Source organism: Lujinxingia litoralis, assembly GCF_003260125.1.
Lineage (GTDB): Bacteria > Myxococcota_A > Bradymonadia > Bradymonadales > Bradymonadaceae > Lujinxingia > Lujinxingia litoralis.
The window spans coordinates 158,312-183,764 of sequence record NZ_QHKO01000003.1 but is presented as its reverse complement, the minus strand read 5'-3'; the positions used below and the strand labels follow the sequence as shown (position 1 = coordinate 183,764).

General features: G+C 65.2%; 20 protein-coding genes. 12 read left to right on the top strand and 8 right to left on the bottom strand.

Annotation, left to right across the window (positions count from 1 at the left end; all coding sequences use genetic code 11):
• The first annotated feature begins 609 nt into the window (after positions 1-609).
• Positions 610-1,470: an Hsp33 family molecular chaperone HslO gene (locus tag DL240_RS08155; protein WP_111729386.1), complete on the top strand. Its 861-nt coding sequence runs from the start codon at positions 610-612 to the stop codon at positions 1,468-1,470.
• Here the strand turns inward: DL240_RS08155 and DL240_RS08150 are convergent.
• Both DL240_RS08150 and DL240_RS08145 read right to left on the bottom strand, forming a co-directional pair.
• Complete coding sequence (locus DL240_RS08150; protein WP_158542439.1) at positions 1,461-2,708, bottom strand: metallophosphoesterase; 1,248 nt, start codon at positions 2,706-2,708, stop codon at positions 1,461-1,463. The two genes, DL240_RS08155 and DL240_RS08150, sit on opposite strands and share 10 nt — an antisense overlap.
• A 112-nt stretch (positions 2,709-2,820) precedes the next feature.
• Positions 2,821-3,930: a 6-phosphofructokinase gene (locus DL240_RS08145; protein WP_111729384.1), complete on the bottom strand. Its 1,110-nt coding sequence runs from the start codon at positions 3,928-3,930 to the stop codon at positions 2,821-2,823.
• A gap of 161 nt (positions 3,931-4,091) precedes the next feature.
• Between DL240_RS08145 and DL240_RS19600 the strand changes: the two genes are divergently transcribed.
• Positions 4,092-4,340 carry a hypothetical protein gene (locus DL240_RS19600; RefSeq protein WP_146618182.1) on the top strand — a complete coding sequence of 83 codons (249 nt, stop codon included), beginning with the start codon at positions 4,092-4,094 and terminating at the stop codon, positions 4,338-4,340.
• A 155-nt stretch (positions 4,341-4,495) separates the two neighbouring features.
• Here the strand turns inward: DL240_RS19600 and otsB are convergent, their stop codons facing one another.
• Positions 4,496-5,302: a trehalose-phosphatase gene (gene otsB / locus DL240_RS08140; protein ID WP_111729383.1), complete on the bottom strand. Its 807-nt coding sequence runs from the start codon at positions 5,300-5,302 to the stop codon at positions 4,496-4,498.
• Between the two features lie 32 nt (positions 5,303-5,334).
• Positions 5,335-6,723, bottom strand: a complete 1,389-nt coding sequence (locus tag DL240_RS08135; protein WP_111729382.1) for an NAD(P)/FAD-dependent oxidoreductase — start codon at positions 6,721-6,723, stop codon at positions 5,335-5,337.
• 129 nt (positions 6,724-6,852) lie between these two features.
• Here DL240_RS08135 and DL240_RS08130 point away from each other — a divergent pair, with 129 nt between their 5' ends.
• On the top strand, positions 6,853-7,455 hold the full coding sequence (locus DL240_RS08130) for a DUF938 domain-containing protein (RefSeq protein ID WP_111729381.1): 603 nt from the start codon (positions 6,853-6,855) through the stop codon (positions 7,453-7,455).
• Here DL240_RS08130 and DL240_RS08125 read toward each other — a convergent pair.
• Positions 7,452-9,251 (bottom strand): SEL1-like repeat protein, encoded by a 1,800-nt coding sequence (locus tag DL240_RS08125; RefSeq protein WP_146618181.1) that lies wholly within the window; start codon positions 9,249-9,251, stop codon positions 7,452-7,454. The two genes, DL240_RS08130 and DL240_RS08125, sit on opposite strands and share 4 nt — an antisense overlap.
• 212 nt (positions 9,252-9,463) lie before the next feature.
• Here DL240_RS08125 and DL240_RS08120 point away from each other — a divergent pair, with 212 nt between their 5' ends.
• The 7 genes from DL240_RS08120 (at position 9,464) to DL240_RS08090 (ending at position 18,444) form a co-directional block, all read left to right on the top strand.
• Positions 9,464-11,182 carry a serine/threonine-protein kinase gene (locus tag DL240_RS08120; RefSeq protein ID WP_111729379.1) on the top strand — a complete coding sequence of 573 codons (1,719 nt, stop codon included), beginning with the start codon at positions 9,464-9,466 and terminating at the stop codon, positions 11,180-11,182.
• 72 nt (positions 11,183-11,254) lie between these two features.
• Positions 11,255-11,989 (top strand): hypothetical protein, encoded by a 735-nt coding sequence (locus DL240_RS08115; RefSeq protein ID WP_146618180.1) that lies wholly within the window; start codon positions 11,255-11,257, stop codon positions 11,987-11,989.
• Between the two features lie 101 nt (positions 11,990-12,090).
• Positions 12,091-13,911: a hypothetical protein gene (locus DL240_RS08110; protein WP_199589769.1), complete on the top strand. Its 1,821-nt coding sequence runs from the start codon at positions 12,091-12,093 to the stop codon at positions 13,909-13,911.
• A 29-nt stretch (positions 13,912-13,940) separates the two neighbouring features.
• Positions 13,941-15,353, top strand: a complete 1,413-nt coding sequence (locus tag DL240_RS08105) for a DUF1501 domain-containing protein (RefSeq protein ID WP_111729377.1) — start codon at positions 13,941-13,943, stop codon at positions 15,351-15,353.
• Between the two features lie 9 nt (positions 15,354-15,362).
• Complete coding sequence (locus tag DL240_RS08100; protein WP_199589768.1) at positions 15,363-16,745, top strand: c-type cytochrome domain-containing protein; 1,383 nt, start codon at positions 15,363-15,365, stop codon at positions 16,743-16,745.
• 305 nt (positions 16,746-17,050) lie between these two features.
• The gene (locus tag DL240_RS08095) at positions 17,051-17,830 is read left to right on the top strand and encodes a type 1 glutamine amidotransferase (RefSeq protein ID WP_158542438.1); all 780 of its coding nucleotides are present in this window, start codon (positions 17,051-17,053) and stop codon (positions 17,828-17,830) included.
• A gap of 29 nt (positions 17,831-17,859) precedes the next feature.
• A complete protein-coding gene (locus DL240_RS08090; RefSeq protein WP_111729375.1) occupies positions 17,860-18,444 on the top strand; it encodes a hypothetical protein in 585 nt (194 codons plus the stop codon).
• Positions 18,445-18,869: 425 nt separating this feature from the next.
• Here the strand turns inward: DL240_RS08090 and DL240_RS08085 are convergent, their stop codons facing one another.
• The 3 genes from DL240_RS08085 to DL240_RS08075 all read right to left on the bottom strand — a co-directional run bounded on the left by DL240_RS08085 (position 18,870) and on the right by DL240_RS08075 (position 23,135).
• Positions 18,870-19,427 carry a ClpXP protease specificity-enhancing factor SspB gene (locus DL240_RS08085; RefSeq protein WP_158542437.1) on the bottom strand — a complete coding sequence of 186 codons (558 nt, stop codon included), beginning with the start codon at positions 19,425-19,427 and terminating at the stop codon, positions 18,870-18,872.
• A 95-nt stretch (positions 19,428-19,522) separates the two neighbouring features.
• Positions 19,523-21,619, bottom strand: coding sequence for a hybrid sensor histidine kinase/response regulator (locus tag DL240_RS08080; protein ID WP_158542436.1), 2,097 nt, complete (start codon positions 21,617-21,619; stop codon positions 19,523-19,525).
• A 778-nt stretch (positions 21,620-22,397) separates the two neighbouring features.
• Positions 22,398-23,135 (bottom strand): NRDE family protein, encoded by a 738-nt coding sequence (locus tag DL240_RS08075; protein WP_111729372.1) that lies wholly within the window; start codon positions 23,133-23,135, stop codon positions 22,398-22,400.
• 125 nt (positions 23,136-23,260) lie between these two features.
• On the opposite strand from DL240_RS08075, the gene DL240_RS08070 reads away from it, so the two are divergent.
• Both DL240_RS08070 and DL240_RS08065 read left to right on the top strand, forming a co-directional pair.
• Positions 23,261-24,442: a PQQ-dependent sugar dehydrogenase gene (locus DL240_RS08070; protein ID WP_111729371.1), complete on the top strand. Its 1,182-nt coding sequence runs from the start codon at positions 23,261-23,263 to the stop codon at positions 24,440-24,442.
• Between the two features lie 452 nt (positions 24,443-24,894).
• Positions 24,895-25,425, top strand: a complete 531-nt coding sequence (locus tag DL240_RS08065; RefSeq protein ID WP_111729370.1) for a hypothetical protein — start codon at positions 24,895-24,897, stop codon at positions 25,423-25,425.
• Positions 25,426-25,453: the final 28 nt, after the last annotated feature.

Here is a 25,453-nt window from a genome sequence, read left to right as displayed (position 1 = left end):
CGGCTTCTCGTCGGACCGAGGGGCAGCTTCCCGACTGACCCTCGGGCAGAATTTCCGCCTTAGATTTCAACACCTTCGACTGACCGAGGGTCAGCCTTCCCCGACTGACCCTCGGTCAGAATTTCCACCTTAGACTTCAACACCTTCGTCTGACCGAGGGTCGGCCTCCCGACTGACCCTCGGGCAGAATTTCCACCTTAGATTTCAATACCTTCGTCTGACCGAGGGTCGGCCTACCGACTAACCCTCGGTCAGAATTTCCACCTTAGATTTCAACACCTTCGACTGACCGAGGGTCGGCCTACCGACTGACCCTCGATCAGAATTTCCACCTTAGATTTCAACACCTTCGACTGACCGAGGGTCAGCTTCTCCACTGACCAAGGGTCAGCATTTCGAGGACCTGGAGATCCGGCTTCCCGGAGCCCCACCCCGGGAGTCGTCCCCTTGCTCTGGAATGTTGTTCCTGCCTCACGCGTAAACGCTCCTTGCAGTCGAGCCCACCATGCGCCATGTGATGGCCCGGCTAAATCCAAACCCACACGACTTGAACCAGGACCACCCCGGACGAGCGCACGCGCCTCGACCTGATCCTCAAAGGAAGACCTCATGAGCCTCACCGACCCGACCCTCTCTCACGATCTGGGACTGCGCGCGATGAGCGAAGATGGAAGCCTTCGCGTGATCGCCCTCAACGCCACCGCCACCGCTCGCGCGATCCTCAACGCGCAGCAGGCCGCCGGCTCCGAGGTCGCCAGCCGCCTGGCCGAGCAGGCCACCGCCACCGTGCTGCTGCGTCTGGCCATGAGCCCGGACTACCGCCTGCAGACCGTGCTCAAGCATCCCGACCACGGCTCCATCGTCGCCGACAGTCACCCCGACGGTGTGACCCGAGCGCTGGTGCAGCAGTCGCATGAGGCCACCATTCCCCTGGGGCCCCCGACTCTGCTGAGCGTGCACCGCGATACCTACACCGGAAAGCTCCACCAGGGCGTGGTCGAAACCCTGGAGGGCTACGGCCTGAGCGAGTCGATCGCCGGCTACCTCAAGCAGAGCGAACAGATCCACTCGGTGGTCGGCCTGCGCACCCTCTTTGATGATGCCGGAGAGCTCAGCTACGCCGGAGGCTACCTGGTACAGCTCCTCCCCGACGCCCACGTGGAGACGCTGGCCACGGTGACCGAGCACCTGGAGAAGACCGGCACGCAGCAGATCTTTGTCGACGGCAGCTTCGAGAGCGAAAGCATCATCAAAGAGATCTACGGCGAGGTGCCCTACCGCATCCTCGGAGAGGATCAGTTCCGCTTCGGATGCAACTGTGGTGAGGAGCGCATCCTGAGCGCCCTGGCCACCTTAAGCCCCGCCGAAATCGCTGAACTCGCCAGCTCGCCGGAGCCCCTGGAGATCGCCTGCGACTATTGCAACATCACCTACCATATCGACCCGGCACGGCTGCGCCCTCAGGACTGAGGCGCCCCCACCCGGCGGCGATAGGCCCGCTCGGGGCCTCCGGCCAAAAGCTCGATCTGCGTGATCTCGGCCGGAGCCCCGATGCGCATCGGCGGCCCCCAGTAGCAGGTACCACGGCTGACATAGATCCAGGTCTTCTCCTCCCGTGCCAGACCGATCGCGTAGGGGTGAAACCAGCCGATGATGAGATTCCAGGGCCACATCTGCCCTCCGTGCGTATGCCCGGAGAGTTGCAGATCAAACCCGGCACGGGCGGCCTGATGAATGCTCTTGGGCTGATGCGCGAGCAACACACTCACATCATGCTCCGGGGCCCCGGCTTTGGCCGCCTCCGGATCGGAAGCGTCCTCCGGACGATGCCGCGCCGCTGAGTAGTCGGTACAACCGGCCATCAGCACTCGCCCCCCCTGATGGTCAATCAGGTCATGAGCATTGTTGAGCACCCGAATCCCCCTGGCCGCCAGCGCTTCACACCACCCGGGCGCGTCCCAGTAGTACTCGTGATTCCCCGTGCAGTAGTACACGCCGTGCGGCGCGCGCAGATCGAAGATCGGCTCCACATCCTGCCAGATATGCTCGACCATCCCCTCGATCAGGTCGCCGGTGATGACAATCACGTCGGGCTTTAGCGCCATCACCCGCTCGACGATCGCCTGCACATGGCCTCGCCGCACCGTGGGCCCGACATGAACGTCGGAGATCTGCACGATGCGAAACCCCTCCAACGTCTCGGGAAGATGCGCCAAAGGCACCCCCACCTCGACCACATCCGGCACACGCAGCGCCTGATACATGCCCCACTTGGAAGCCAGCGCCGCGCCACCCACCACCGAGGCATTAAGCGCATTGCTCATAAAGAGCCGCCTTGAAGGGTCAGCCGCCACCGCCTCCCCGGAAGACGCCTCACCAGGCTCCGGCACCGCCGGCACACGACCGAAGCGCGTCGAGATCCAGTAGCCCAGATCTTTGAGCAGCATCAAAATCAGCAGCAGCGAAAAGAACCCCACCCCCACATAAGTTGCCCAGTGCATGATCGAGTAGAGCGGCTCTACCCGAGGCATCGAGCGAAGCCCCATCGTGACCATGCTCAGCGCCAGGTGCCCCACCACCGCCACCGTGACCCACACCCGCAGACGACTCGCCTCCGCAAGCGGACCGTGTAGCCGACGCCACACATAGTAGTGTGCCCCCAGCCAGAGCACCGAAACCACAACGAGAAAGAGCAGGATCATCACCATCGTCACCAGCCTCGGCACCGCATGCGGACGCCGCCTTTGCGGCGCCCGCCCTTTGTCCATCCCGGCCAACCGAACAGCCCCGCCACCGTTTCGCGGCCAGCCTCACAAGCCCTCAGATCACGCGATTCTGAGGCATTCGGCTTAAATCCACCTCAAAATCCGCCCGGCCAAAGGAGGTGCCCACCGCCGCAGCCGCATGGACCAACAGCGAATCCACCGGCACCAACCGCGTCTGGTCGGCGACCTCGGCAATCTCCACGCTGGTCATCTGTCCATTCTGCAGCGCCACCATCCGTCCCCAGCGTCCACCGGCCACCAGCGAGGCCGCGTGCGCCCCGAACGCCGTCGACAACACCCGATCAAACGCTGTGGGCGTGCCGCCACGCTGAATATGCCCCAAAATCGTGGTCCGGATTTCGCTGTCGACCAGCGGCTTGAGCTTCTCGGCCAGGAGGTTCCCGACTCCCCCCAGTCGAATGGGATCCGGGCTATCATCAATTCGCTCCCGCACCACCTGCTCGCCATCGAGCATGGTGGCTCCTTCGGCGACCACGATCATCGTAAATCGCTGGCGTTTCTTACGCTTGCGGCACACCCGGGCAACCTCCTCCACATCAAAGGGAAGCTCCGGCACCAGGATTACATCCGCCCCGCCGGCCAGTCCGCTGTGCAGCGCCAGCCATCCGGCGTAACGCCCCATCGTCTCCAGAATCATCACCCGACTATGGCTCTCGCCAGTGGTCTGCAGGCGATCGACGGCTTCGGTGGCCACGGCCACCGCTGTATCAAACCCGAAGGTCCGGTCGGTATGCATCAGATCGTTGTCGATGGTCTTGGGCACACCCACACACTTCACGCCCTTCTCGCTGAGTCGATGCGCGATGCTCATGGTGCCGTCGCCGCCGATGACCACCACGCCGTCGAGCTTGAGACGGTGATAGTTCTCCACGAGCTGGTCGCTCACATCGGCCCCACCGGCCAGGTAGTGATTGAAGGGGTTGGCTTTATTATGCGTGCCCAGAATCGTACCGCCACGCGCCAGAATCCCTTTGAGCGCCACCAGATCGAGTTCGCGGCTGCGCCCCTCGATCATCCCCAGAAACCCCTCTTCAAACCCGATCACCGTAGCGTCGCATTTGAGCAACAGGCTCTTGGTCACCGCTCGAATCACCGCATTGAGTCCGGGGCAGTCTCCGCCACCGGTGAGCACACCAATTCGCATTGTATCTCCTTAATCATCACGTCTGCAGGTCTTCACGATCTACGGCCTTCAACATGCGCCCACGGCGATGTTTCATCAAGCCCACTCCACGCCTTAGCCATCTCATCAGAGCGTCTGAAAGGGCCTTCATCACCGGCAACGCAACCCCCGGAGCGGCGCGTATGAATTCGCCCAACCGTCGGCCCGGCTTCATCGCCAGCCTCAAAGCGCTCGCACACCCCTCCTACGGTGCAGCACGCCCCATGGACGACTTCGCTTCCGATAACCCGCGAAGCTCTCTGCCGGGGCACCTCGGATCGGCGTCGACCAGCGCCCACGTCATTGAGGCACAACGTCCGGTACTGCGTCTGCCTGCTCACACGACGCGGCGCGCTCTCATCCCGCCTTGTACGGAAGATTTCCTCGACTGACCAGACGCCTCACCAGGCGCTTCCCGCCCCCGCAAAGCCGGCATGATGAGAGGCCCCCTTCGAGCGTCCCCTGGCCACACGGCGTCGCCCCACGCTGGCCTCGCCATTCATCCTCCTCCCTTATACCCCCCTCGAACACGCTCCACCGCTCGACACTAAAGCCCGGCAGATCGCTGCTGACTTCCGAGTGCGACAAGTCGCTCCAGCAAACGAAGGACCTGCTCCGGGCCGTCCACCCGCGCGCTCGCTGCGCTCGCGCGATCCTCGGGCGCCACCAACACCCCGCAGGACTCGCCATCAAGCACCGCGAAGGCATCCTCGTCAGTGACATCGTCCCCCACATACATCGCATACACGCCCCCTGGAGCCCGAGACTCCGCCCTGCGAACCACCAGATCCGTCGCCCGTCCCTTATGCCAGTCGATCGCCGGCACCGCCTCCAGCACCTTTTTGCCCGCCTTGCAGCGCAACCCGTCGCCCGTCTCGGCAAGCTCCCGCGCACGCTCGACCAGCCCCTCCTCCCCCTCCGCGAGCATCCGGTAATGGAGCGCCACCCCAAAAGGCTTGCGCTCCAACACCACGCCCTCCAGCTCCCCAAACTCCTGTCCCCAGCGCTCCTCCAGACGTTGTAGCGCCCACCGTGCCTCTTCGGCCCCGGGAACCACCTCCACATCGCCCCCTTTCCAGGCCATCTCCAACCCGTGGCTTCCCAGGTAACTCACCCCGACCACCGGCAGCCGCGCCCGCACATCGTGCAGCGATCGCCCGCTGATGATGGCAACCTCAACGCCCGCCTCTACCAGCGCGCTCACCGCCTCCAACGCTCCCGGCAGCGCGCGAGCCTGATCGTAATGCTCCGTGATGGGAGCGAGCGTCCCGTCGAAATCTAACATCACCACCAGCGCGCGTCCTCGTGCCAGCGCCCCCCCAACTTCGACCTCCACATCTTGTAGCATCTTCATATCCCCTCCTCAGTGCTGTCGCTTTTAGCGCCCTACTCCGCCCGAACTTCCCGCTCCCGACTCCCCTCCCACACCTCTGTGAACATAGCGCGCTCACGCGGGGGATCCACAATCAGACGAGCACTTCGACGCATCCCGACATAGGCAAAAATCCATCCGATGAGCACGTAAACACGGTTTCGAAACCCGATTAAGAAAAGCAGGTGTACAAAGAGCCAGGCCAGCCAGGCCATCAGTCCGCCGAACTTCAGAGTTCCCACCTCGGCAATCGCCCGGGCTCGCCCGATCGTGGCCATTTTGCCTCGATCCCAATACACAAAGGGCTTGAGTTCCTGCCCCTTGACCGCCCGCACGATATTTTGGGCCGCGTGCTTCCCCTGCTGCACCGCCACCGGCGCCAGTCCGGGCAACACCTCGCCATCGGCGGTCTTCAGGCGAGCCAGATCGCCGATCACGTACACGCGCGGATCTTCGGGCATGTGCAGCTCCGGCACGATCGAGACGCGCCCCATCCGGTCGAGCTCCACGTCCAGGGTCTGGACCAGCGGCGAGGCCTTAACGCCGGCAGCCCAGATAACGGTCCGGGTGAGAATACGCTCGCCATTGACCGTCACACCCTCCTCGTCGATCTCCTCGACTTTTGCGTGCAGACGAACCTCCACGCCCATCTTCTCCAGATCGTGAAGGGCCCGCTCCGAGAGGCTCTCGTCGTATCCGGCCAGCACCCGTGACCCGGCATCCAGAAGCATCACCCGGGCGCGCTTGGGATCGATCCGCCGAAAATCTTTGACCATCACCTGATAGGCGATCTCCTTAATCGCCCCGGCCATCTCCACGCCGGTGGCGCCGGCCCCCACCACCACAAAGGTCAGCAACCCCCGCCCCTCAGAGCCCGGGCCCTCGCGCTCGGCCTGCTCAAACACCTTGAGAATCTGGCGGCGGCAGGTCAACGCGTCGCGCAGGGTCTTGAGCCCGGTGGCCTGGTCCGCCCACCCCTCATTGCCGAAATAGTTGGTCTGCATCCCGGTGGCCACCACCACAAAGTCATAGCGGACCTCACCACCGTCATAGCTCACCACCTGACGCTCCCGATCGATGGCCAACACCTCTCCCAGCAGCACCTGCACGTTCTCCTGTCCGCGGACCACCTCGCGGATCGGGGAGGCGATGTCGTCGGCCGAGAGCCCGGCGGTGGCCACCTGGTAGAGCAGAGGCTGAAAAAGGTGATGGTTATGGCGATCGATCAACACCACATCGACCGGCGCCCGCTTGAGCGCTCGGGCGACATTGAGACCACCGAACCCGCCGCCCACGATCACCACACAGGGGCGCGCGCTCCCTTCCCGGCGGCCGACGGGGGAGAGAATGTCACTGGCTACAAGAGGAACTTCGCTGGCGTCCGAAGGGGTTTCAACTGGCATGTTGGCTCCGGGTGCATTTGAATAAGGCCCGGTGAGCAAAGCACAACGCCGCACATCCCGGAGCCTTCCCAGGGTGCGGCAAAGTTAAGCCCCCTCGCCCCCAATAGAAGCCCCACGCCGAGCGATGCCATGCCCCACGACAAGCCCCACTCGCCCTCCTGCCTGCGCAACCAGGAACCGATCCTCCACGAACTTCGCGACCTCCTGCGGGACGCCTCCCGCGTCTGGGAGATCGGCAGCGGCACCGGTCAGCACGCCGTGTTCTTCGGCCGCGCGCTCCCCCACCTGACCTGGATGCCCTCGGACCGCCCCGAACATCACCCGGGCATCGAAGCCTGGCGCAACGAGGCCGCGCTCCCCAACGTTGAGCCCGTACGCACCTTCGATCTCTTTGATCTGGAGCCCCCCGTCGATGAGGCCGATGCACTCCTGGCCATCAACGTCATCCACATCGCGCCCTGGGAGGCCACGGCTCGCCTCTTTGCCCACGCCGACACTGCTCTACGAGACGACGGACAGGTGATCCTCTACGGCCCCTACATCCACCCCCAACGCCCGCTCGAACCGAGCAATCAACGCTTTGATCAATGGCTGCGCGAACGCGACCTCCGTAGCGGGATCCGCGAGCTCGAGAAGATCGATGCCTGCGCCCGGGCCCGGGGCTTTGAACGCGTGATCACCCGACGCCTGCCCGCCAACAACGATCTCCTGGTGTACCGCCGCACACGCTAGTCGCGAGCGCCCTCCAGACGCTCACAGGCCCAGTCGTCGCCCCGCGCACAGCCCTGCTCAAGCAGGCGGCGACCATCGTCGCGACGCCGGGGATCGTCCAGCAACATCGCGCCTCGTCGGCTGCAACCATGAGCCTCCCCCAGACCGCAAGCCCGGGCGTAGAGCACCCGGGCCCGTTGGCGATCTTCGCGGACCACCTCCCCAATCTCGTAAAGGTGCCCCAGTCGCAGACAGCTCTCCGCATCATCGGCCTCACACCCCGAGGCCATCACCCGACGCGCACGCTGGGGGCTGCGGGGCACTCGAACATCGTCCATGAGAATGGCTGCTGCGCGACTGCACGCGCGCCCCGGCTCCAGCCGGCAGCCGCGCTCAAAGGCCTCCAGCGCTTCCACGACCTCGGCACTCTCGCTCGCCTCGGCGTAGAGCCGGTGCCCCAGGTGCCAGCAGGAGCGCCCGAAGCCCCCCTGGCAGCCACGCCGATACGCCTCCAGGGCCTCCGGACTCCCGGCCCGCTCTTCACCGGCCATCTCAAAGCTCACCGCCACGTTGTAGCAGCCCTTGGCCCAGCCGGCCTCACAGGCCCGCTGATGCAGCGCCTCGGCCAACGCCTTATCTTCAGGCACACCACGCCCCTCATCGTATAAGAGCGCCAGCGCATCACAGGCCTGCCCGTTGCCCAGTTCGCACCCGATCCAGAAGCGCACCGCGGCCTGTGCCTCCTCGGGCTCCCCGCTGCGCCCATCACGCAGCATCACGCCCAGGTTATAACACCCCCGGCTATTGCCCATCTCACAGGCCGTCTCAAAGGCCTCTCTGGCCAGCTCCGGATCGCCGGCGATGCCCCGCCCCCGAAGTCGCACCACGCCCAGACTGACACATCCCTGGGCGTTCCCCTCCTCGCAGGCTTTGACATAGTACTCGGCCGCGCGACGATGGTTTTCACTCACGCCGGCACCGCGCTCATAGAGCATTCCGAGCAGCGTGCAGCCGTACTGCTCGCCCTCCTCACAGCCCCGACGGTAGAGCGCCGCGGCACGTCCGGCGTCGACGCCGCGTCCGCGCCCCTCCTCGGCAAATGCACCGGCGAGCACGCAGGAGAGTGGATGCCCCCCGTCGCAGCCCGCCTCTAAGAAGGGCAGCACGCGTACCGAGTCATCCTCTGCGTCATCCCTCTCGGCGAGCCGAAGGTTGTAATGCGTGAGCAGGTCCTCGCAGCCCTGCGGATCGCCTCCGGCACAGGCGCGCGTAAAGTAGGTTACCGCCAGCTCGGGCGAAGGCTCCAGCACGTTACCAAAATGGTAGAGCCCCGCGATCTGGCGACAGCTCGGCGCGTCTCCCAGGTCGCATCCGCGTCGCCAGTCGGCCACGGCCAGCTGCGGCGTGGCCGGGGCACCCTGGCCGTGGAAGCGCATCCAGCCGGCCCCCAGACACCCCGGCCCCGCACCCAGCTCACAGGCGCGCACGTAAAGCGTCCGCGCCCGCTCCAGATCGAGTTCTACCCCGCGGCCGAGCACTCGCAACGAGGCCAGCGCCGTGCACCCCGATCCCACCCCGGCCTGGCAGCGCTCCTGAAGCACCACCACCGCCTCATCGAGCACTTCGGGGATCGGCGTGCCATCCCACAGGTAGCGATCCAGGCCGGCGCAGGCCGCAGACACCTCGGCGCAGAGCCCCGGAGCATCCGTGCTCCCGCCCTCCGGCACCACCGGCGACGCCTCGCCAAGCGCTTCAGGCTCGGCGACGCTGCCCACGCTGGCGCAGCCCGCCAGGAGCCCGCTCAGCAGCAGCGCCACCCAGAGTCCCCCGAGATTACGAACCCTTACATCCACGTCTATTCTAACCTCCGCCCCCCTATGTTACCTTCAGGCGCGTTGAGCGAGCAACCACCTACCCACGCCGAAAACCGCCCCCGAAGAGGTTCACGGGCACGCGCTGCCTCACCCTTTAAGCGCGGTGCCCTCACGCCGTGTTCGGGTGCATGCTGCGGCAGGAGCCTTGAGACGCTATGGATGCCGGGGACGTCTTAGAGCAGGGCAAAATCATCGGGGGGAAGTACTGCCTGGAGGAGCTGATCGGGCGAGGCGGCTTTAGCAACGTCTACCGCGGCGTGCACATGAGCATGGATCGGCGCGTGGCCGTCAAAGTCTTCGACCCCACGCTCCCGGCCAACCAGGATCCGGAGCGCGCCCGACGCCGGGCTGAGCGCTTTGAGCGCGAAGCCCGGCTGGTCAGTCAACTCACCCATCCCAACACCGTGACGATCTACGACTACGGCGTCGATCACAACGGCGTGCTCTACCTGGTGATGGAGTACATCGACGGCGTCACGCTCAAACGCGCTCTGGCCGACCGGGGCCCCTTCGATGAACACCAGGCGGTGTCCACCTTTCTCCAGATTCTGAGCAGTCTGGAGGAGGCCCACCACCGCAACATGCTCCACCGCGACTTAAAACCCGCCAACATCATGCTCGCCCCCAACTTCAAGGGCGAAGAGGTCGTCAAAGTGCTCGACTTCGGAATCGCCCGTATCATGGGTGACTCCGGTCCGGAGCTTGGCCCCAACGGTCGCAAGCTCTTTCTTGGCACCCCGCGTTACGCCCCGCCTGAGCAGCTTCAGGGCCAGGAACTCACCTTTGCCGCCGACATCTTCGCCGTGGGCGCGCTCTTCTATGAGGCGCTGGTCGGCGAGCCGATGATTCAATCATCAACGCTACGCGATTGCGCTCTGGAGGCCCGGGCGACCACTGCCTGGACCCTGCCTCCCCACCTTCGGGTGCGCCCCGCGCTGGCCGCGGTAATCGAACGCGCGGTCAGCAAAGCCCCCGCGCAACGCTACGCCTCGGCCAGTGAGATGCTCCGGGCGTTGGAAGCCTGCGAGGTCGTAGCCTCCAACGCTCTCCCCGATCCGACCAGCGAAGAAGAGTCCAGGCTCGGGACCAGCGGCCCCGTGATGGACCCCAACGTGCTCGACCCGGATCAATCCGAAAACTACTTTTTGTGGGCCTCTCAGCCGCGCCAGCAGCGCACCTCCCCTCCTCCCAGCCCGGCCCGCACATCGCGCTCCGGCCCCCACGCTCAGCATCGCGCTGCCTCCGGCGGGCACCCCCGCCCGAACCTGGAGGAGCTTGAGCTCGATCTTCCCAACCCCGCCCCTCGCCGCGCCCCCTCCGACCGCACCTCCTCCGGTCGCCAGGAAGCGCTGGCGCCACGCCCCCCCCAACGTCGCCACCGCATGAAAGTGGCCCTGGGAGTCCTGGCACTCGCCGGCGCCCTTGCCGCCGCGCTCCTCCTGCGCCCCGGAACGCTGACAGAGCCCGCACCGCAGCCCTCCGCCGCGGCTCCCGCACCGCAGCCCCCCGCCACCGCGCGCCCCTCGGTCTTCACCACCGACGGCATTTTACTGGCCGCGCGCTCCGGAGGTTGGCGAGTGGTCGACGCCCGCGACCCGGTCACCCTGGAGGGGCTGAGCTACGACGCCACCCTGATCGCTCGCCAGGACGCGACCCTGGAGTTGACCGTCTACCGGGCCAACGACTCTCAAGCGCTCCATGACATCCTCGCGGCCATCTCGCCACCGGATCTTCATGTGGTACTCGACTTTCACGTCGCGCGCATTCACCCCCGAGACGCCTCCGACACCGACGATGCCCTCGCGCTCGTCGAGCATCTGAGCCGCTACCGCGAGCTTGTCTTCGAGCAGACCCGGCAAGCCTCCCAACCTTGACAGGAAAGCTCACACAACGTTCACTCCTTACCCACCTGCTTACGCATAACCCGCTGACGCTGACGCTGACCGATGACGATGAAGGTGCCGATGTCCCGCTACCTCTCACCCCTGCTCGCGCTGTGCGCCCTGACCGGGCTCACCCTCACCTCCGCCGCTCCTGCCCTTGCTCAGTCCAGCCTGGTCCTCGGCGGCACCGCCTACAGCGAAGAAGGCGAACTCACCGGCGAACAGCAGATCAGCGTTCAAGAGCGCGACGAGAGCTTCGCCTACGAAAACGCCGACTTCCTCAGCGCGCGCATCCTCTACCTGCGCCCCTTTAAAGAGCACTTCCGCATCGGCGGCGGCATCGACTTCATCGGAAACTACCGCGCCAACGTGCTCGATGAGGATGGCCAGCCCGAAGACCCCATTGAGGTCTACGAATTCGGCCCCCTGCTTGAGGTGATGGCCCACGCCGAGTGGAACATCGGCATCACCGAGCGCATCGACCTGGGCCTGGGAGCACAGGTGGGCCTGGTAGGACTCTTTCCCCGGGGTGATCTTCGCGCGGAGATCCGCGAGCTTCAGGATCAAGACGTCAACACCTTCATGCTCCCCCGACTGGGCTGGAGCGCGGCGCCCCAGGTGCTGGCGACCTATCGCTTTGATGAGCGACTCGCCCTGCGTGCCGATGTCGGGGTGCAGTGGCAGTCGATCTGGATCTTTAACACCGAGCAGAACGTCAACGACGTCGCGTTTCGAAAAAAATGGACCGCCGGCACCATGCGCACCCGCGTGGGCCTGGCTCTGGAAGTCCGCCTCTGAAGAGCGCCGCCAATTTGCCCGGGGGGAACCCTCCCCGAGTACTCTGAGCCCATCTGATCTCCCTGACCCGATCCCGGTGCCCTCCTACCCCAGGACGAGCCATGAGCAGCCCCTCCCCGACTGTTGTCCGCCGCGGCCCACGCTGGTTCACCTGGCTGACGCCGCTGGTGCTGAGTCTGGCGCTTGTTGCCTGCTCAGAGAGTGAATTTGACCCTCGCAACCCGGCCCGCGGCCCCGGCTCGGCCGCCGGCGATGGCAGCGCGGTCAGCACTGGCGAGTTCGTCGGCGGCACCGACGCCTTGCCCGCCGCGCTCCCGGTGGAGCCCCCCCAGGGCAGCGCAGTGCCCGACTGTGGCGCCGAATGCTTAACGTTTTGCGACGCCCAGAACCTGGAGAACCCCGTCCACCAGGGGCTCTGCACCAGCCTGTGGGGCGTGGGCCTGGAACCTCAACCCATCTACGCCAACGAGGCCTGTCGCAGACTCTTCGTCGATGTCGTCGGTCGCTTCCCGACCCGCGGCGAGGTCAACCGAAGCTGCGCCGGAAAAAGCTGGGATGAGGTCGTCAACGCGCTCCTGGACTCCGAGGCTTTTGTCGAGGGCAACCAGCGCTGGTGGGCCGATAAGTTCCTCTACAACACCCGCGCCCTGAGCATTGAACGCATCTACGATATGGATGCGCTGGTCGGCAAACTCTACCGCGGCCAGGTCGCCTACGATCACTTCGCCGCCATCGCCAGCGCGCACCCCGTGCTCACTCGCCGTCACGACACCGCCGGCGACCGCGCCGAGGCCCTCTTCCACCTCTTTATGGGCCGCCCGCCCCTGGGCAGCGAGCGCAGCGACCTGGCGCGCCTCTACGCCCTGTGGACCAACGGCTACTACGACCATCCCACCCTGGGCATGCGCCTGAGCGACGCCTACATCCGTTACCGCTGTGTCGACGATGAGGGGCAGATCGATCCGAACAGCCGCGGAGAATGCACCAGCATCCTCTACGGCTACAACGAACTCATCCTCAGCCCGGATGTCCGCGCCGACGGCGAAGACGGTCAGATGTGGAGCGGTCTGCTACGCGCCGATGAGTGGGAAAAACTCCAGATCCCCGGCCGCCTGCTGGCCCGCCAGCAGGCCTTCTGGGAGACAGCCGTCGATCAGGTGATCCAGCGCTACCTGGGCTACGACCTTGGCACCATGGTCCCGGAAGTGCGCCAGGCGCTGGTCCGGCATCTACTGCGCTACAACGGAGACATCCGCGCGGTGCACCACGCCATCCTCACCTCGGTGGCCTACCTGCAGACCGCCCGCGGACTCACCGACACCGACCACCGCTGGACCTTCGGCCCTCTCAAGCAGGTCGACGCCGAGGTCTGGCTCGACTCCATCAAGCACACCCTGGATTACGACCTCTCCCGCTGCGATCACCGCATCAGCGACCCCCGCGACCTGCTCAACGCCGACTCCATCAGCGCCATCGCACTCCTGGAGAGCTCCGACTGGGAGATGCGCGACGATGGCGAAGACGTCCGCCGCGACTACAGCGACCTGGCCCGCAACCTGGGCGGCTGCCCGGCCAATGAGGTCGGTGGACGCTTTAAAATCGTGAGCATTCTGACCACCGCCACCCAGCTCAACTTCGTCAACCAGGTCTGCGACCCGGCCGGAGCCCGGGGAGACGGCGCCGCGATCGAAGGTCTCCTGCCCCCGGACGTCCACCCCGACGCCGCGGTCACCCCGGCCCTGGCCCAGTCGATCCTGGAGCATCAAATCGAGCGCTTCTACGGCCGACCGATGACCGACGACGAACGCGCCATGGCCACCACCCACGGCGACACCTGTGAGCGCGCCCTGTGTCGGGCCGCCGAGTTCGCCCGCCCCTCCTGCTTCGCGCTGCTCTCCAGCTCCGAGATGCTTTTTTACTGAGCCCCCGACCCACTTCAACGAGGTTTACGATGTCAGACAACGCAGACTCCAGTGGTATCAAGTTCGGGCGGCGCTCCTTTTTAAAAGGCCTGGGCGTAGCCGCGGCCTCCATCGCCATGCCTCACATCTGGATCCCCAACAGCGCCATCGCGCAAACCGAAGCGCGGGGAGCGGCCAAACACCTGATCTACATCCGCCTCTCCGGCGGCTTCCGCTTCACCGCAGCCTTCAACAGCGACGCCGCCGCCGAGTTCAACCCCTTTGGCAAAGCCGAAAACGTCGCCAGCGGCGCCGAGTGGGGGGTGGGCAAACTCTTCGAACTTGCCGGCTGGCTCAACGGCGACCAGGGCGCCCAGCGCGCCGCCCTGGGCATGCGTCCGCTCACCGAGATGGCCGACCAGATCGCCGTGCTCCCCTGCATCGATCACGAGCCCCTCTCGGCCCGGGCCGACGGCAACCACAACACCGGATTGCAGCGCTTTAACACCGGCTATGTCGGCGGGGGCACCTCTTTTCTGACCATGATCAATTACGGGCTGCGCGAGCGTTTTGAGGCCGCTCGTCAGCGCGGAGAGGTGGCCCTTCCGGCCTTCTCCCTGGGGGACTCCGGGATGGCCCTGGGCTCGGGTATCTACGCCGCCCACCGCCCCCCCGTGATGCAGGGCGATGGCTTTGAGAGCTTTGGTTTCTCGGCCGCTAACACCCTGCCGGAGTGGGCTCAGATGATGTCGGCCTCCGTCGACCAGCGCTACCGCGACGTCCATCACCCCCAGAACCGCGCACCGGTCGACGCCTACATGCAGACCCGCGCCGCCACCGAACTCTACGCCGAGATCTTCAACGACGACGTCCTCAAGATTCGCAACGGCTCCGACGAACCCATCGACGGGCTGAGCAATCAGGATCTGGCCACGATCTTCGGCAACAGCCGCGCCGCCCGAAACGTACGTCTGGCACTGCGCCTCTTCCACTTCGGCTGCCCGGCGGTCTACTTCAACCAGGGCTCCTACGACATGCACTCCGGCGAGGAGAACGGGCTCCCGCGTCACATCGAGGAGCTGGGCCACCTGTTGAGCGGCCTGGAGGTCGCCCTCAAAGCCATGAGCCACCCCGAAGGCGGCACCTACTGGGATCACACCCTGGTGGTCTGCGGCAGCGAGTTCGGTCGCACCGCCCGCGGCAGCCGCTTTAACTCCGCTCGCGGCAGCGACCACGCCGGAGACTACGCCACCCGCTGGATGTCGATGCCGGTGATGGGCGGCCTGATCACCGCCGCCGGCAAGGGCGGCCGCTCCCTGGGCATGACCCGCCCCTCCGACCTGGCCCCCGAGGGTCAGGTCTACTCCTACCGCTCGCTGCTCAAGACCCTGATGGACGCCCTGGGCTGCGACCACCGCGAGTTCTTCCCGGCCGATCGCCCCTTTGACGATCTCTTCGCCTGAGAGCCCCCGATGTCTGCCCAACGCCTCTCCTTTGTTGTTGCCTGCGCCGCCCTTCTGGTAGGCGCCCCGGCCTGCGGCCCGGACTTCTCCGACCAGGCCCTTGGTGAGTTCTCCCCCTTCGAACCCCAGCGCCCGAATTTCGGTCATGAGAGCACCGACCAGGCCCCTACCTACCAGGGCGACAACGCCATGGTGCTGGAAGCCATCGAGCTCTACCGCACCGGAAACGATCTCCACAAAAAGGTGATCACACGCACCTGCAGCCCCAACGGCGGGGTCTGCCATAACCAGTCCGAGTACCCGGACCTACGCACGCCGGCAAACTTCCTTGCCACCATCAATGCCCCCTGCAACGTGCAACCCGGCGACTGGACCTCGGTCGACGACCGCTGCGAGCAGGCCGGCGACCGCTTCATGATGGCGGACCGCGACGCCCCGGAGGTCGAAATCGGCCACGTGGAGTACATCCCCGGCGACATTCAGGACTACCGCGAGGCCGGCATCCTTCCCGAGGTGGGCAGCCCGGGATTCCACGTCTTCCTGCGCGAGCCGCTTGCCATCGACCGCGAAGAAATCTGGGGAGGCGGCCGCTTTGTACGCACCTTCATCAACGACCAGGGCATCATCGAAGACCTGCCCTACGCCACGTTTACCACCCGCTGGTGGATCCTCGACGAAGGACGACACCTGGTCGGAGAGGTCCGAAACTACCAGATCGACCGAATCAACGAGCTCAACGCCGTGGGCATCGTCCAGGGCGATCTCAATCGCAACGGCATCTACGGCGCCCGCCAGGAGCGTCCCGTCTCGCTGCTCACCCCGGGAAGCCCCGAGCGTAGCTACCTCATCGGGCGGATGCGCGGCACCATGATGGGACAGCCGGTGGCCGGCTCGCGCATGCCCCTGGCCAACCAGCCCCTGACGATTCCCGAGATGCTGGCCCTCTTCTGCTTCGTCGAAGGCCTCCCCGCCGACGGGGCCTGGCCCGATATGAGCGCGGCCATCGACTACGCCTCCTGCAGCTACAGCGACGATCCCGAGAACCTCAACCTCCTCGGCGAGGGCGTCACCTGGAAGGGGCGAGTCTCCAAAGTGCTGCAGGCCAATTGCGGCGGGTGCCACGGCGGCAATAACCCGGCCGAAGACCTCGACCTGCGCAGCGAAGATGCCTACGAGCACCTCTTCAACGCCTCGGTCCAACGCCCCGGACTCAAACTGATCGAACCCGGCAATCCCGAGCAGAGCTACCTCTGGCTCAAGCTCATCAACGACGAGAGCATCGAGGGCTACCCGATGCCCTACAACCCGCTGACCGGCGAAGGCAGCCTGCGCGAGGGCGAACTCGGAGACATCCAGACCTGGATCACCAACGGGGCGATTCGCGACGAATAACCCCTAGACCTCACCCCCCCCGGCTTGCCAGGCCCCGAGGCCTTCTTCCTCGACGCTGGCCTTACTCGTAGCCCCCGCAACCCGGGGGCTACGTCCCCTCACCAACCCGACACACTCCCCCGACGGCGATACGAGCGATACGCCCGATGTGCGCTTGAGCTCCCACCCTCCCCCCGGCTATCCTCCGACCGACGCCCGGGCCCACCGGGCCCTTCGTTCGCCACGGGCGCCGCCCGAAGATGCCACCTCGCGCCTTCGCTGCGGTGGCCGTGGCAGTGTTCCGGCACCTCTCCCCCCGACTCACCATGTCCAACGCCCCGCTCCGTATCCTGCTCCTGCAGGCCCGCACCGCCGACGATCCCATGGCGCTCCATGAGCTCGACGCCTTTGCCTCCCAGTGCGGGCTGGGGCGAGAGGACTTTGGCACGTTCAACATCGCCACCGCCCCGGCCGCAGACCTGAGCCTGAACGGCTTCGACGCGGTCATGATCGGCGGCGCCGGCGCCTTCTCGCTGGTCCAGGGCGGCTTTGATTGGCACCAGGACTTTCTCTCGCTGACCCGAGACATCGCCGCCTCGGGCATGCCGATGTTCGCCTCCTGCTTCGGGTTTCAGGCCCTGGTTCAAGCCCTGGGCGGACGCCTCGCCAACGATGAGGCGCGCGCCGAGCTGGGAACCTTTGCGATCACGTTGACCGACGAGGGCCAGCACGATCCCCTCTTCGGCCAACTTCCCCGGGTCTTCGACGCACAGCTCGGCCATAACGACAGCGCGATCACCCTGCCCGACGAACTCGTGCATCTGGCCGCCAGCGAGCGCTGCCCTTATCAGGCGGTGCGTTTCCGCGGAACACCGGTCATCGCCACTCAGTTCCATCCGGAGCTGGGACGCGAGGGCAACCTGGATCGCTTTCGCAACTACCTGACGAATTACAAACCGCCGGGCCAGACCTTTGAAGAAGCCATGGCCTACGCCGAGCGCATCCACCGCCCCAGCCCTCACGCCTGCGGCCTCTTGCAGGCCTTTGTCGCCGAGGTCTCCCGGCAAAAAGCCGCTCACCGCACCCCGGAACTCGCCAAGAGCTGAGCTTCCCTTCCCCCCTTTCCAAGCACGTTATGACCCTTGAAACGATCGAGCCCTATCTGGAGCGCGCCGAAGCCCTCTGGAGCGATGAGGGCGTCCTCCCCGATGCCGAGCGCCTGCGCACCCTCGCGCTCGAAACCGGCCTGACCCAGATCGACTCCGAGTCCGCCGATCGCCGCGCCCTGGACGCCACCGCCCAAGCCCGCGAACTCCTGGATGCTCAGCAGACCGAGGAAGCCGTCGGCCTGCTGCGCCAGGCGGTCCTGCTCTCTCCGGTACGCCTGGAGCCCCACATGCTCCTGGCTCGACACTACGCAGGGCAATTCGAATCCAGCGGCGACACCGCCCACCGCCAACAGGCTCGTCAGCTGGCCATCCGCTGCCAGACCCTCTCCCCAAAACACACCCCTTCGGCCGAACTCCTGCGCACCCTGGGCATGATCGAGCAGCGCGACACGATGTCCTGGAAGCAAGCCGCCCTGATCACCGCGATCCTGGTCGGGATCAGCGCAACCATGTCGCTTTGCACGCGCTACACGATGACCCCGCCGGTCGACGAAAACGCGCGCCAGGAGATCCGCGACCATTTCGAAAACACCCCTCCGCCAGAACCCTGAATGCCGACCCTCGGTCAGCTCAAATTCGCGTAATTTCGGTCAAATGTGCTGACATTCGGTCAGTTCAAGCTCGCGTAATTTCGGTCAAATGTGCCGACCCTCGGTCAGCTCAAGCTCGCGTAACTCCAGCCCCAAATGCCGACCCTCGGTCAGCTCAAGCTCGCGTAATTTCGGCTAAATCCGCCGACCCTCTGAATGCCGAATGCGGTCAAATGTGCCGACCCTCGGTCAGCTCAAATTCGCGTAATTTCGGTCAAATGTGCCGACCCTCGGTCAGACCACTTCAGCCCCAAATGCCGACCCTCGGTCAGCTCAAGCTCGCGTAATTCCAGCCCCAAATCCCCCAAATGCCGACCCTCGGTCAGACCACACACGTCGCTCAGACCACACACGCAGCCCCCCCGAGGGCATCGACGCGCCCCCCTTCAATGCTCGGGGCCCATCCCCCGCGGCTCAAACACATACCCCTCACCGCTCTCATGAGCGTAGAGCATATGGATCGCCACCCAGGGAATGTTGCAGAAGAACCGCTTCCCCTGAAACGAGAGCGAGCCCCGCACACCCTGCACATCGTAGTCAAAATCGACCAGATGAAAGTCATGGGAGAAATTGAGCCGAAGCTCGGGCTGTCCGTAAAACTGCGGGGGAACCTGAACCCCCTCAACCCGGGGATCCAGGATGACCATGACCATCCCCTCGTCGATCAACCGGGTGAAGAGCGCTAACTTCGCCCCGGCCTGCGGATCAACGGGCACCTCCACGCTCTCAGCCACCGACGTGACCGGCTCCGGACGGCCAAAAGGCAGGCGCACGACGTTATCAACCTCCTCGAGGCTCTCCTCTTCGAGCCCCGCGGGCTCTTTTTCCGACGCCCCACCCTGCTCTCCGGTCTCCTCGTCCTCGGCACGCTCGTCCCCACCAGAGCCACGCACCGGAAAGAGCTGACGGACCTTCCCTGCGAGTTCGTCGTCCCGCTCACTCATCTTTTCTCTCCACGTCGAGGGTTCGCGGACGTCCGATACCCGCATCGGCCGCCTCGCACCTAAACCTTCACGCTAGGCGTCGAAGACGGCCAGCGTCAACTCTCACCGGGCTCTTCCAGGCTCAACCCGGACCTGCCACGCGTCTCACAGGCCAACGCCAGCGCACTACGCTCTTCGCCCGACGCGATCACGCTGGCCACCGTTCCCCGCAGACGCGCCAGATCAAAGGGCTTGCGTAACCAGGGATTCGGCAGCTCGTCGAGTAACAGACGCTCCGAGCGCAGGTACGAGCTGGCACTCATCGCCACCAGACGTTCCCAGTAGCGCGGCGCGTGACGACGCACCCACTGCACCGTCTCCAGCCCCACGCCGCCGCGAATACGCACGTCGCAGAGCACCACATCATACTCCGGATGCGCACTCCCCAACGCCCGCTGCGCCTCCTCAGCCTCGGTGGCCACATCCACATCATGATGCGTCTGAAGCACGCGCTTCAGGCTCGCCACCATCTCCGGATCAGGGTCGACCACCAACACGCGACCACGACGCACCCGACTCTCCTCGTCACCAAACACCTCGAAGATCTGCGTGGTCGGCTCACTGGCCGCCGGCAACTTCAGACGCACCAGACAGCCCCCCCGCTCCCCGGCTCCCACCTCGATCGAACCGCCGCAATCCCCCACGATCTGATGGCAGATCGCCAGCCCCAGCCCCGTCCCCTCCGAGACATCTTTGGTCGTGACAAAGGGCTCAAAAATATGCGGAAGCACCGCCTCCTCAACACCGGGGCCGTTATCTTCAAACTCCACCCAGACCCAGTCGCCCTGCTGCCAGGATCGCACCTCAATCCAGGGCGCTTCGTCCGCGCACTCCCGCAGCGCGTGCGCCGCGTTAATGAACAGATTTACGAAGATCTGCCCCAGCTGCGCCTGACTCATCATCACCGGAGCGCTCGCCAGGAGACTTAACCCCACCTCGACCTTCGGCCCCATCTCCGATCGCGCCATCCGCAACGAAGACTCCATCGGCTGCTCCAACCAGCTGGCCGTACGCTCGCCACGCTCCAAACGCGAAAAACTCTGAATGCTCTCCACAACCCCGCGAATCCTCTCGGCCCCCTCCAGCGCCGAGCGCAATCCCCCAAAGACCTCCTCTAAACCGCTGCTTTTCCCGGCATAACCACGCTGCTCCAGCCAGTCGCCCAGCTCCTCCAGAGCGAAGTCCAGGTTGGCATGCACGTAAGAGAGCGGGTTGTTGATCTCATGGCCCACCGTGGCCGCCATCGTCCCCATCACTACCAGGCGATCCATGCGCAGACGCTCGGCCAGCAGCGCCTTCTTCTCGGCCAGCCCGCTGATCATCAACTGCACCGCCGGACGCCCATCAAACACAATGGGCTGCGCGCTGGCCTCCACGCTCAACGTGCTCCCGTCAGCGCGCACCGCCCAGGCCTCCGCGCTCTCCACCGCCCGGCGCTCCTCCATCGCCTCCAGCAACTCCCCCGAACGCCACCCATCAAAGAGCGCCCCGGGTGCGCGCGCTGCAAACGCCTGCGGACTCATCCCCCACAGCCGGTGCGCGGCCCGATTGCCAAAAAGCACCCTCTCGGGGCTCACCACCACAATCGCCGAGCGCGACATCTCCACCACCGCCCGATGACGCGCCTCACTCTCACGAAGCGCCTCGCTGACCAGCGCGCTGTTTAGCAGAAGCCCGGCCTGTGAGGCCGCAACCTTGAGCAGCTCCAGGTGCCAGGGCGTAAACGCCTCGGTGATCCGATGTACCGAGGCGTAAATCACCCCGCTGATCGCCGGCCCCATATAACACGGCGCACAAATCGCACTCCGAAGGCTCAACTCCATGATCGACGGGGCTCGCCCCAGCACTGGATGATTATGAAGATCATTGATCAAGAGCGGCTGACCGCTCTCGCAGACACGGTTGACGATCGAAGAGGAAAACCCCTCCTCTTCCTTGCCGTCGTCCTCAACATGCTCACTCAGCGCGCGGGCCCGAATCTCCAACCCGCGCCCACTGTGGGTAAACAGGTAGACGTGATCGGCGTTGGTCAACTCGCGGGTCGCTTCGACCAGACGATTCAGCGCCCCTCCCTGCTCCGCCCCCGAGAGCATATGCCGGGTAAACTCATGGAGCTTCCGCAGCCCCTCCAGCTCGCTGGTTGACTCGTTCATAAGCCCTACCTCACCTGACGTGATCGCTTTGAGTAAGGATGAAGGTATAGTCGGCTCGCGGAGAAATTTAAAGCGCCGCCCATCACGACGCCCCTTCCCCCTCACACAACGCCCGACCTCCCCGTCTCCACTCGCGTGGCGGTGTTCGCTGCCGGACAACTCCGGCGCTCGACACCTTCCCCCCCTCATCGACGCCCTCTCCCTCCTACAATCACCGTTCACGGTGCCATCCTGGCACACTCAGCTGCCGAAAAACCCTCCCGAACACCGTATCCACCCCACTCCGTGACTGAAAAACCATCCCCGACACGATATTCGACGGGTCTGCCGACCCCAACACCCCTGCCCCTGTGCCAACCTGTCACACTTAGTGACTGAAAAACCATGTCCGACATGATTTTCAACAGGTCTGGCGACCCCAAATGTCCTGGTTGCCGTGACAGACTGTCACACTCAGCGCCTTGAAAGTCCTGGGCGACATGGTTTTCACGTCACGCGCTGACTCAAAAGTCCTGGTCACCGTGACATTCTTGCGCAGACTGAGGCCTACACCCCCCACCCGTCAGGGTATGCACCCCACTCGCTGACCGAAATACCTCAACCGATACGGTTGTCGCCTCACACGGCCACCGAAAAGCCTCACCCGATACGGTTTTCGTCGCACGGGGCCACCGAAAATCCTCACCCTTCTCGGCCCCTGCCCGACGCAGTGCTGTGCATATCCAGGCGCCCGGGAGTTCACCGGCGCTCACGTGTCGCCCCCCTTTAGTCCGCGGCGTTACGCCAGCCTGAGCTCCCGGAGCAACGCCTCGTAAGACCGGTATTCACCGTCACATGGCGCCCCCTCACAGTACTCAAAACGCGCCTGCTCCCCCAGCGCAACAACCGTCGAGGAGCGGGTGCCGTAATCGAACTCCGGCAGATGAACACAGGTGCCCTCAAAGGGATGCTCGTCGTCACGTTCGGCCATCCACCGCACAAGCTCATCGCGCACCTCGGCATCAAGCGCCTGGAGTGGATGAAGACGAGCCTCCAGACGCTCGAGACGCATCGAGGGGCTGGCGCCGAAGCTTCGTTCGCTGATGACGTAGTAGCCAGGAGCCCAGCGACGATGCTGCAAGCGCTCACCATCGCTCCAGACCACGGCGGCCCCCTGTGCATCGGCCATCATCAAATGAAAGCCACCGTAATCCCGAGGGGAGAGCGCGCGAGCGTACGCCACCGCCCCCTCCACACCCTCGCGGGCCAGCGCGTTCCAGACCAGCTCACCACGGGAGCGATGGTGATCGCGGCGCTCGACTTCAAAGCGGTTGGTGATCGCCACAAAGAGCCCGGCCTCGTTGAGCCCCAGCCAGGTACCTCCGGCCTGCTCATCGCGCGGAGCGAGCACCCGCATCGAGCCGCTGATACGCAGGGTTGGGGGCGCGGCCAGGCGACCAAATGACTCATCACGATTCGCCACGACAAAGAGTGGAACATCTGGCGCGCATCGCGTCGCCACAATCAACGTGCACATCGTATCCTCCTGCCAGCCATGATCTGGCCCTTCCTCGTTCCCTGCTTACGCTATCACCCCATGGATAAACCTCACCGGCGCGCCACTCTTCCGAACACTGCGGCACCGCAACGATCGAGGCCTTGATGTCTGTCTACCTTCGCGTCTTCGTCGTCGCCCTGATGCTCCTCGCGGCCGCGGCGGCCTGCTCGAAACAGCGCCCGGTCCCGGTCGACGACGCTTCCCTTCCATCGGCCGAGGAGCCCGCCACCCCGGCCCCCGAATCCGGGACACCCGAGTCCGCTACCCAGGAGAACTCTAAGGAAGGCGAGTCCGGTGCTTCTGAGCGTCTGGAGGCCACCGTCGTCGCCACCGACCTGGCAGCCCCCTGGGGGATCACGATCCCCCCCGACCAGCGCGTCTTCTTGACCGAGCGAGACCGGGGCCGAGTCGTGGAATACGTCGACGGTCATGTGCGGATCATCCGCAACCTTCCCGTCGACGCCACCGGCGAAGGCGGACTGCTGGGCATCACGCATTCTCCCGAGTTTGAAACCGACAACCTCCTCTACGTGTACTACACCACCGAAGACGACAATCGCATCGCGCGCTTCGCCCCCGACTCCGATGCCCCTGCCGACGTGATCTTCAGCGGCATTCCCCGTGCCCGCATTCATAACGGCGGGCGCATCGCCTTTGGTCCCGACGGCATGCTCTACGTGGGCACCGGTGACGCCTCCGTCCCGGAGCGCTCCCAGGCCCCCGACTCCCTGGCCGGCAAAATTCTCCGCATGACCTCGCAAGGCGGCATCCCCGACGACAACCCTTCGCCGGACTCCTACGTCTACACCCTGGGCCATCGCAACGTGCAGGGGCTGACCTGGGACAGCCAGGGCCGCATGTACGCCACGGAGTTCGGCCCGGGTCGCGATGACGAGATCAACCTTATCGAAGCCGGAAACAACTACGGCTGGCCCGAAGTCACCGGCCAGGCCAACCAGGAGGGCTTTCGCGATCCGATCTTTGTCCAGCAACCCGCCGATGCGTCCTGGAGTGGAATGACAGCCCTGGTCCAGGGAGCCATCCCCGGGTGGGAAGACCAGCTCATCATCGCGTCGCTTCGAGGCCAACGCCTCTGGCGCCTGGAGCTGAGCCCCGACGGGCAAGAGGTCGTCGACTCCGAAGCGCTCTTCATGAAGGAGTGGGGGCGACTTCGCGCCGTGGTCCAAGCCGCCGACGGCTCCCTCTGGGTGCTCACCAACAACCGCGACGGACGGGGCATCCCGCGCAAAGGCGACGACCATATCTACCGGCTTGCTCACCCCTGAGTCCCAGGGGGCCGGCGCCCTTCTGCCCCTCACACAGCGCGGAGGCCGAACACCTGCACGTGGCCCGGCAAGCACCTTCGGGGCCGCGACCGCCGGGCCACTTTGCCCCACCCCCTGAGTGACCAGCAGTCCCCCACTCACACGATGCCAGCTTCGGGCCGCGCGAGCCCCCCTCCGCGACGGCCACAACCAGGAGCGCTCCCGCACGCCAGATCACGCAGCGGCGCTGGTCTCAAGGCGCGTGCAGCGCCCCCCCACCACGTCGGCCCCGGCGGCAACGTGATGCCTCTTGAACCTCGCTGGCGTTGACAACTCGGCGCCGCTAACCTACCCAGAGCGCGCACGCTGGCGTCGGAGCTCACCTGGCCCGGAACATCCCCCCCCACCAGGCGCGTTCGGTACTCGCCCGACCTCCTACCTTTCTCACCCCTACAAGTTCATAGGATCCGCTCATGCCCAAGATAATCTGCGCCGAATGTAAAGCGATCGAAGACGTCGCGCAGGCCCCACCTCCCGGCACGCGCGCGATCTGCCTGGCCTGCCGTAAGGCCGGAGCCGCTCGTCGGCGAGGCCCCAAGAAGCACATCCCCCGTCGCCAGCATGGCACGCGTGTGATGCTGCCTATCACCTGTAGCGAATGTGGGGGCAAAGACACGCTTGATTACATGCCCAAAGGTGCCAAGCTCGAAGAGGTGCTCTGCACTGGCTGCGCGCGCACGCTCTTTGGATCGGACTCTCCCTGGGCCCGCACCGAGCAGGCCAAGCAGCGTGAAAAAGAGCGGGAAGCCAAGAGCTCCTGGGACTTCATCTGTGCCGAGTGCGGCCGCGCCGACCTCCTGCCCTTCCCTCCTCGTCCCGGCGAAGACTTCTTCTGCAAGCGCTGCCACCAGGACCAGGAGACCCCGTCCAAAGAGCGCCTGGCCGGACGCGAAAAAGCCGGCGGTGGCGTCTTTATTCGCAAGCGCGATAAGAACAACGCCTGAGCCCTTATTGACACCGACCTGAAGCCCT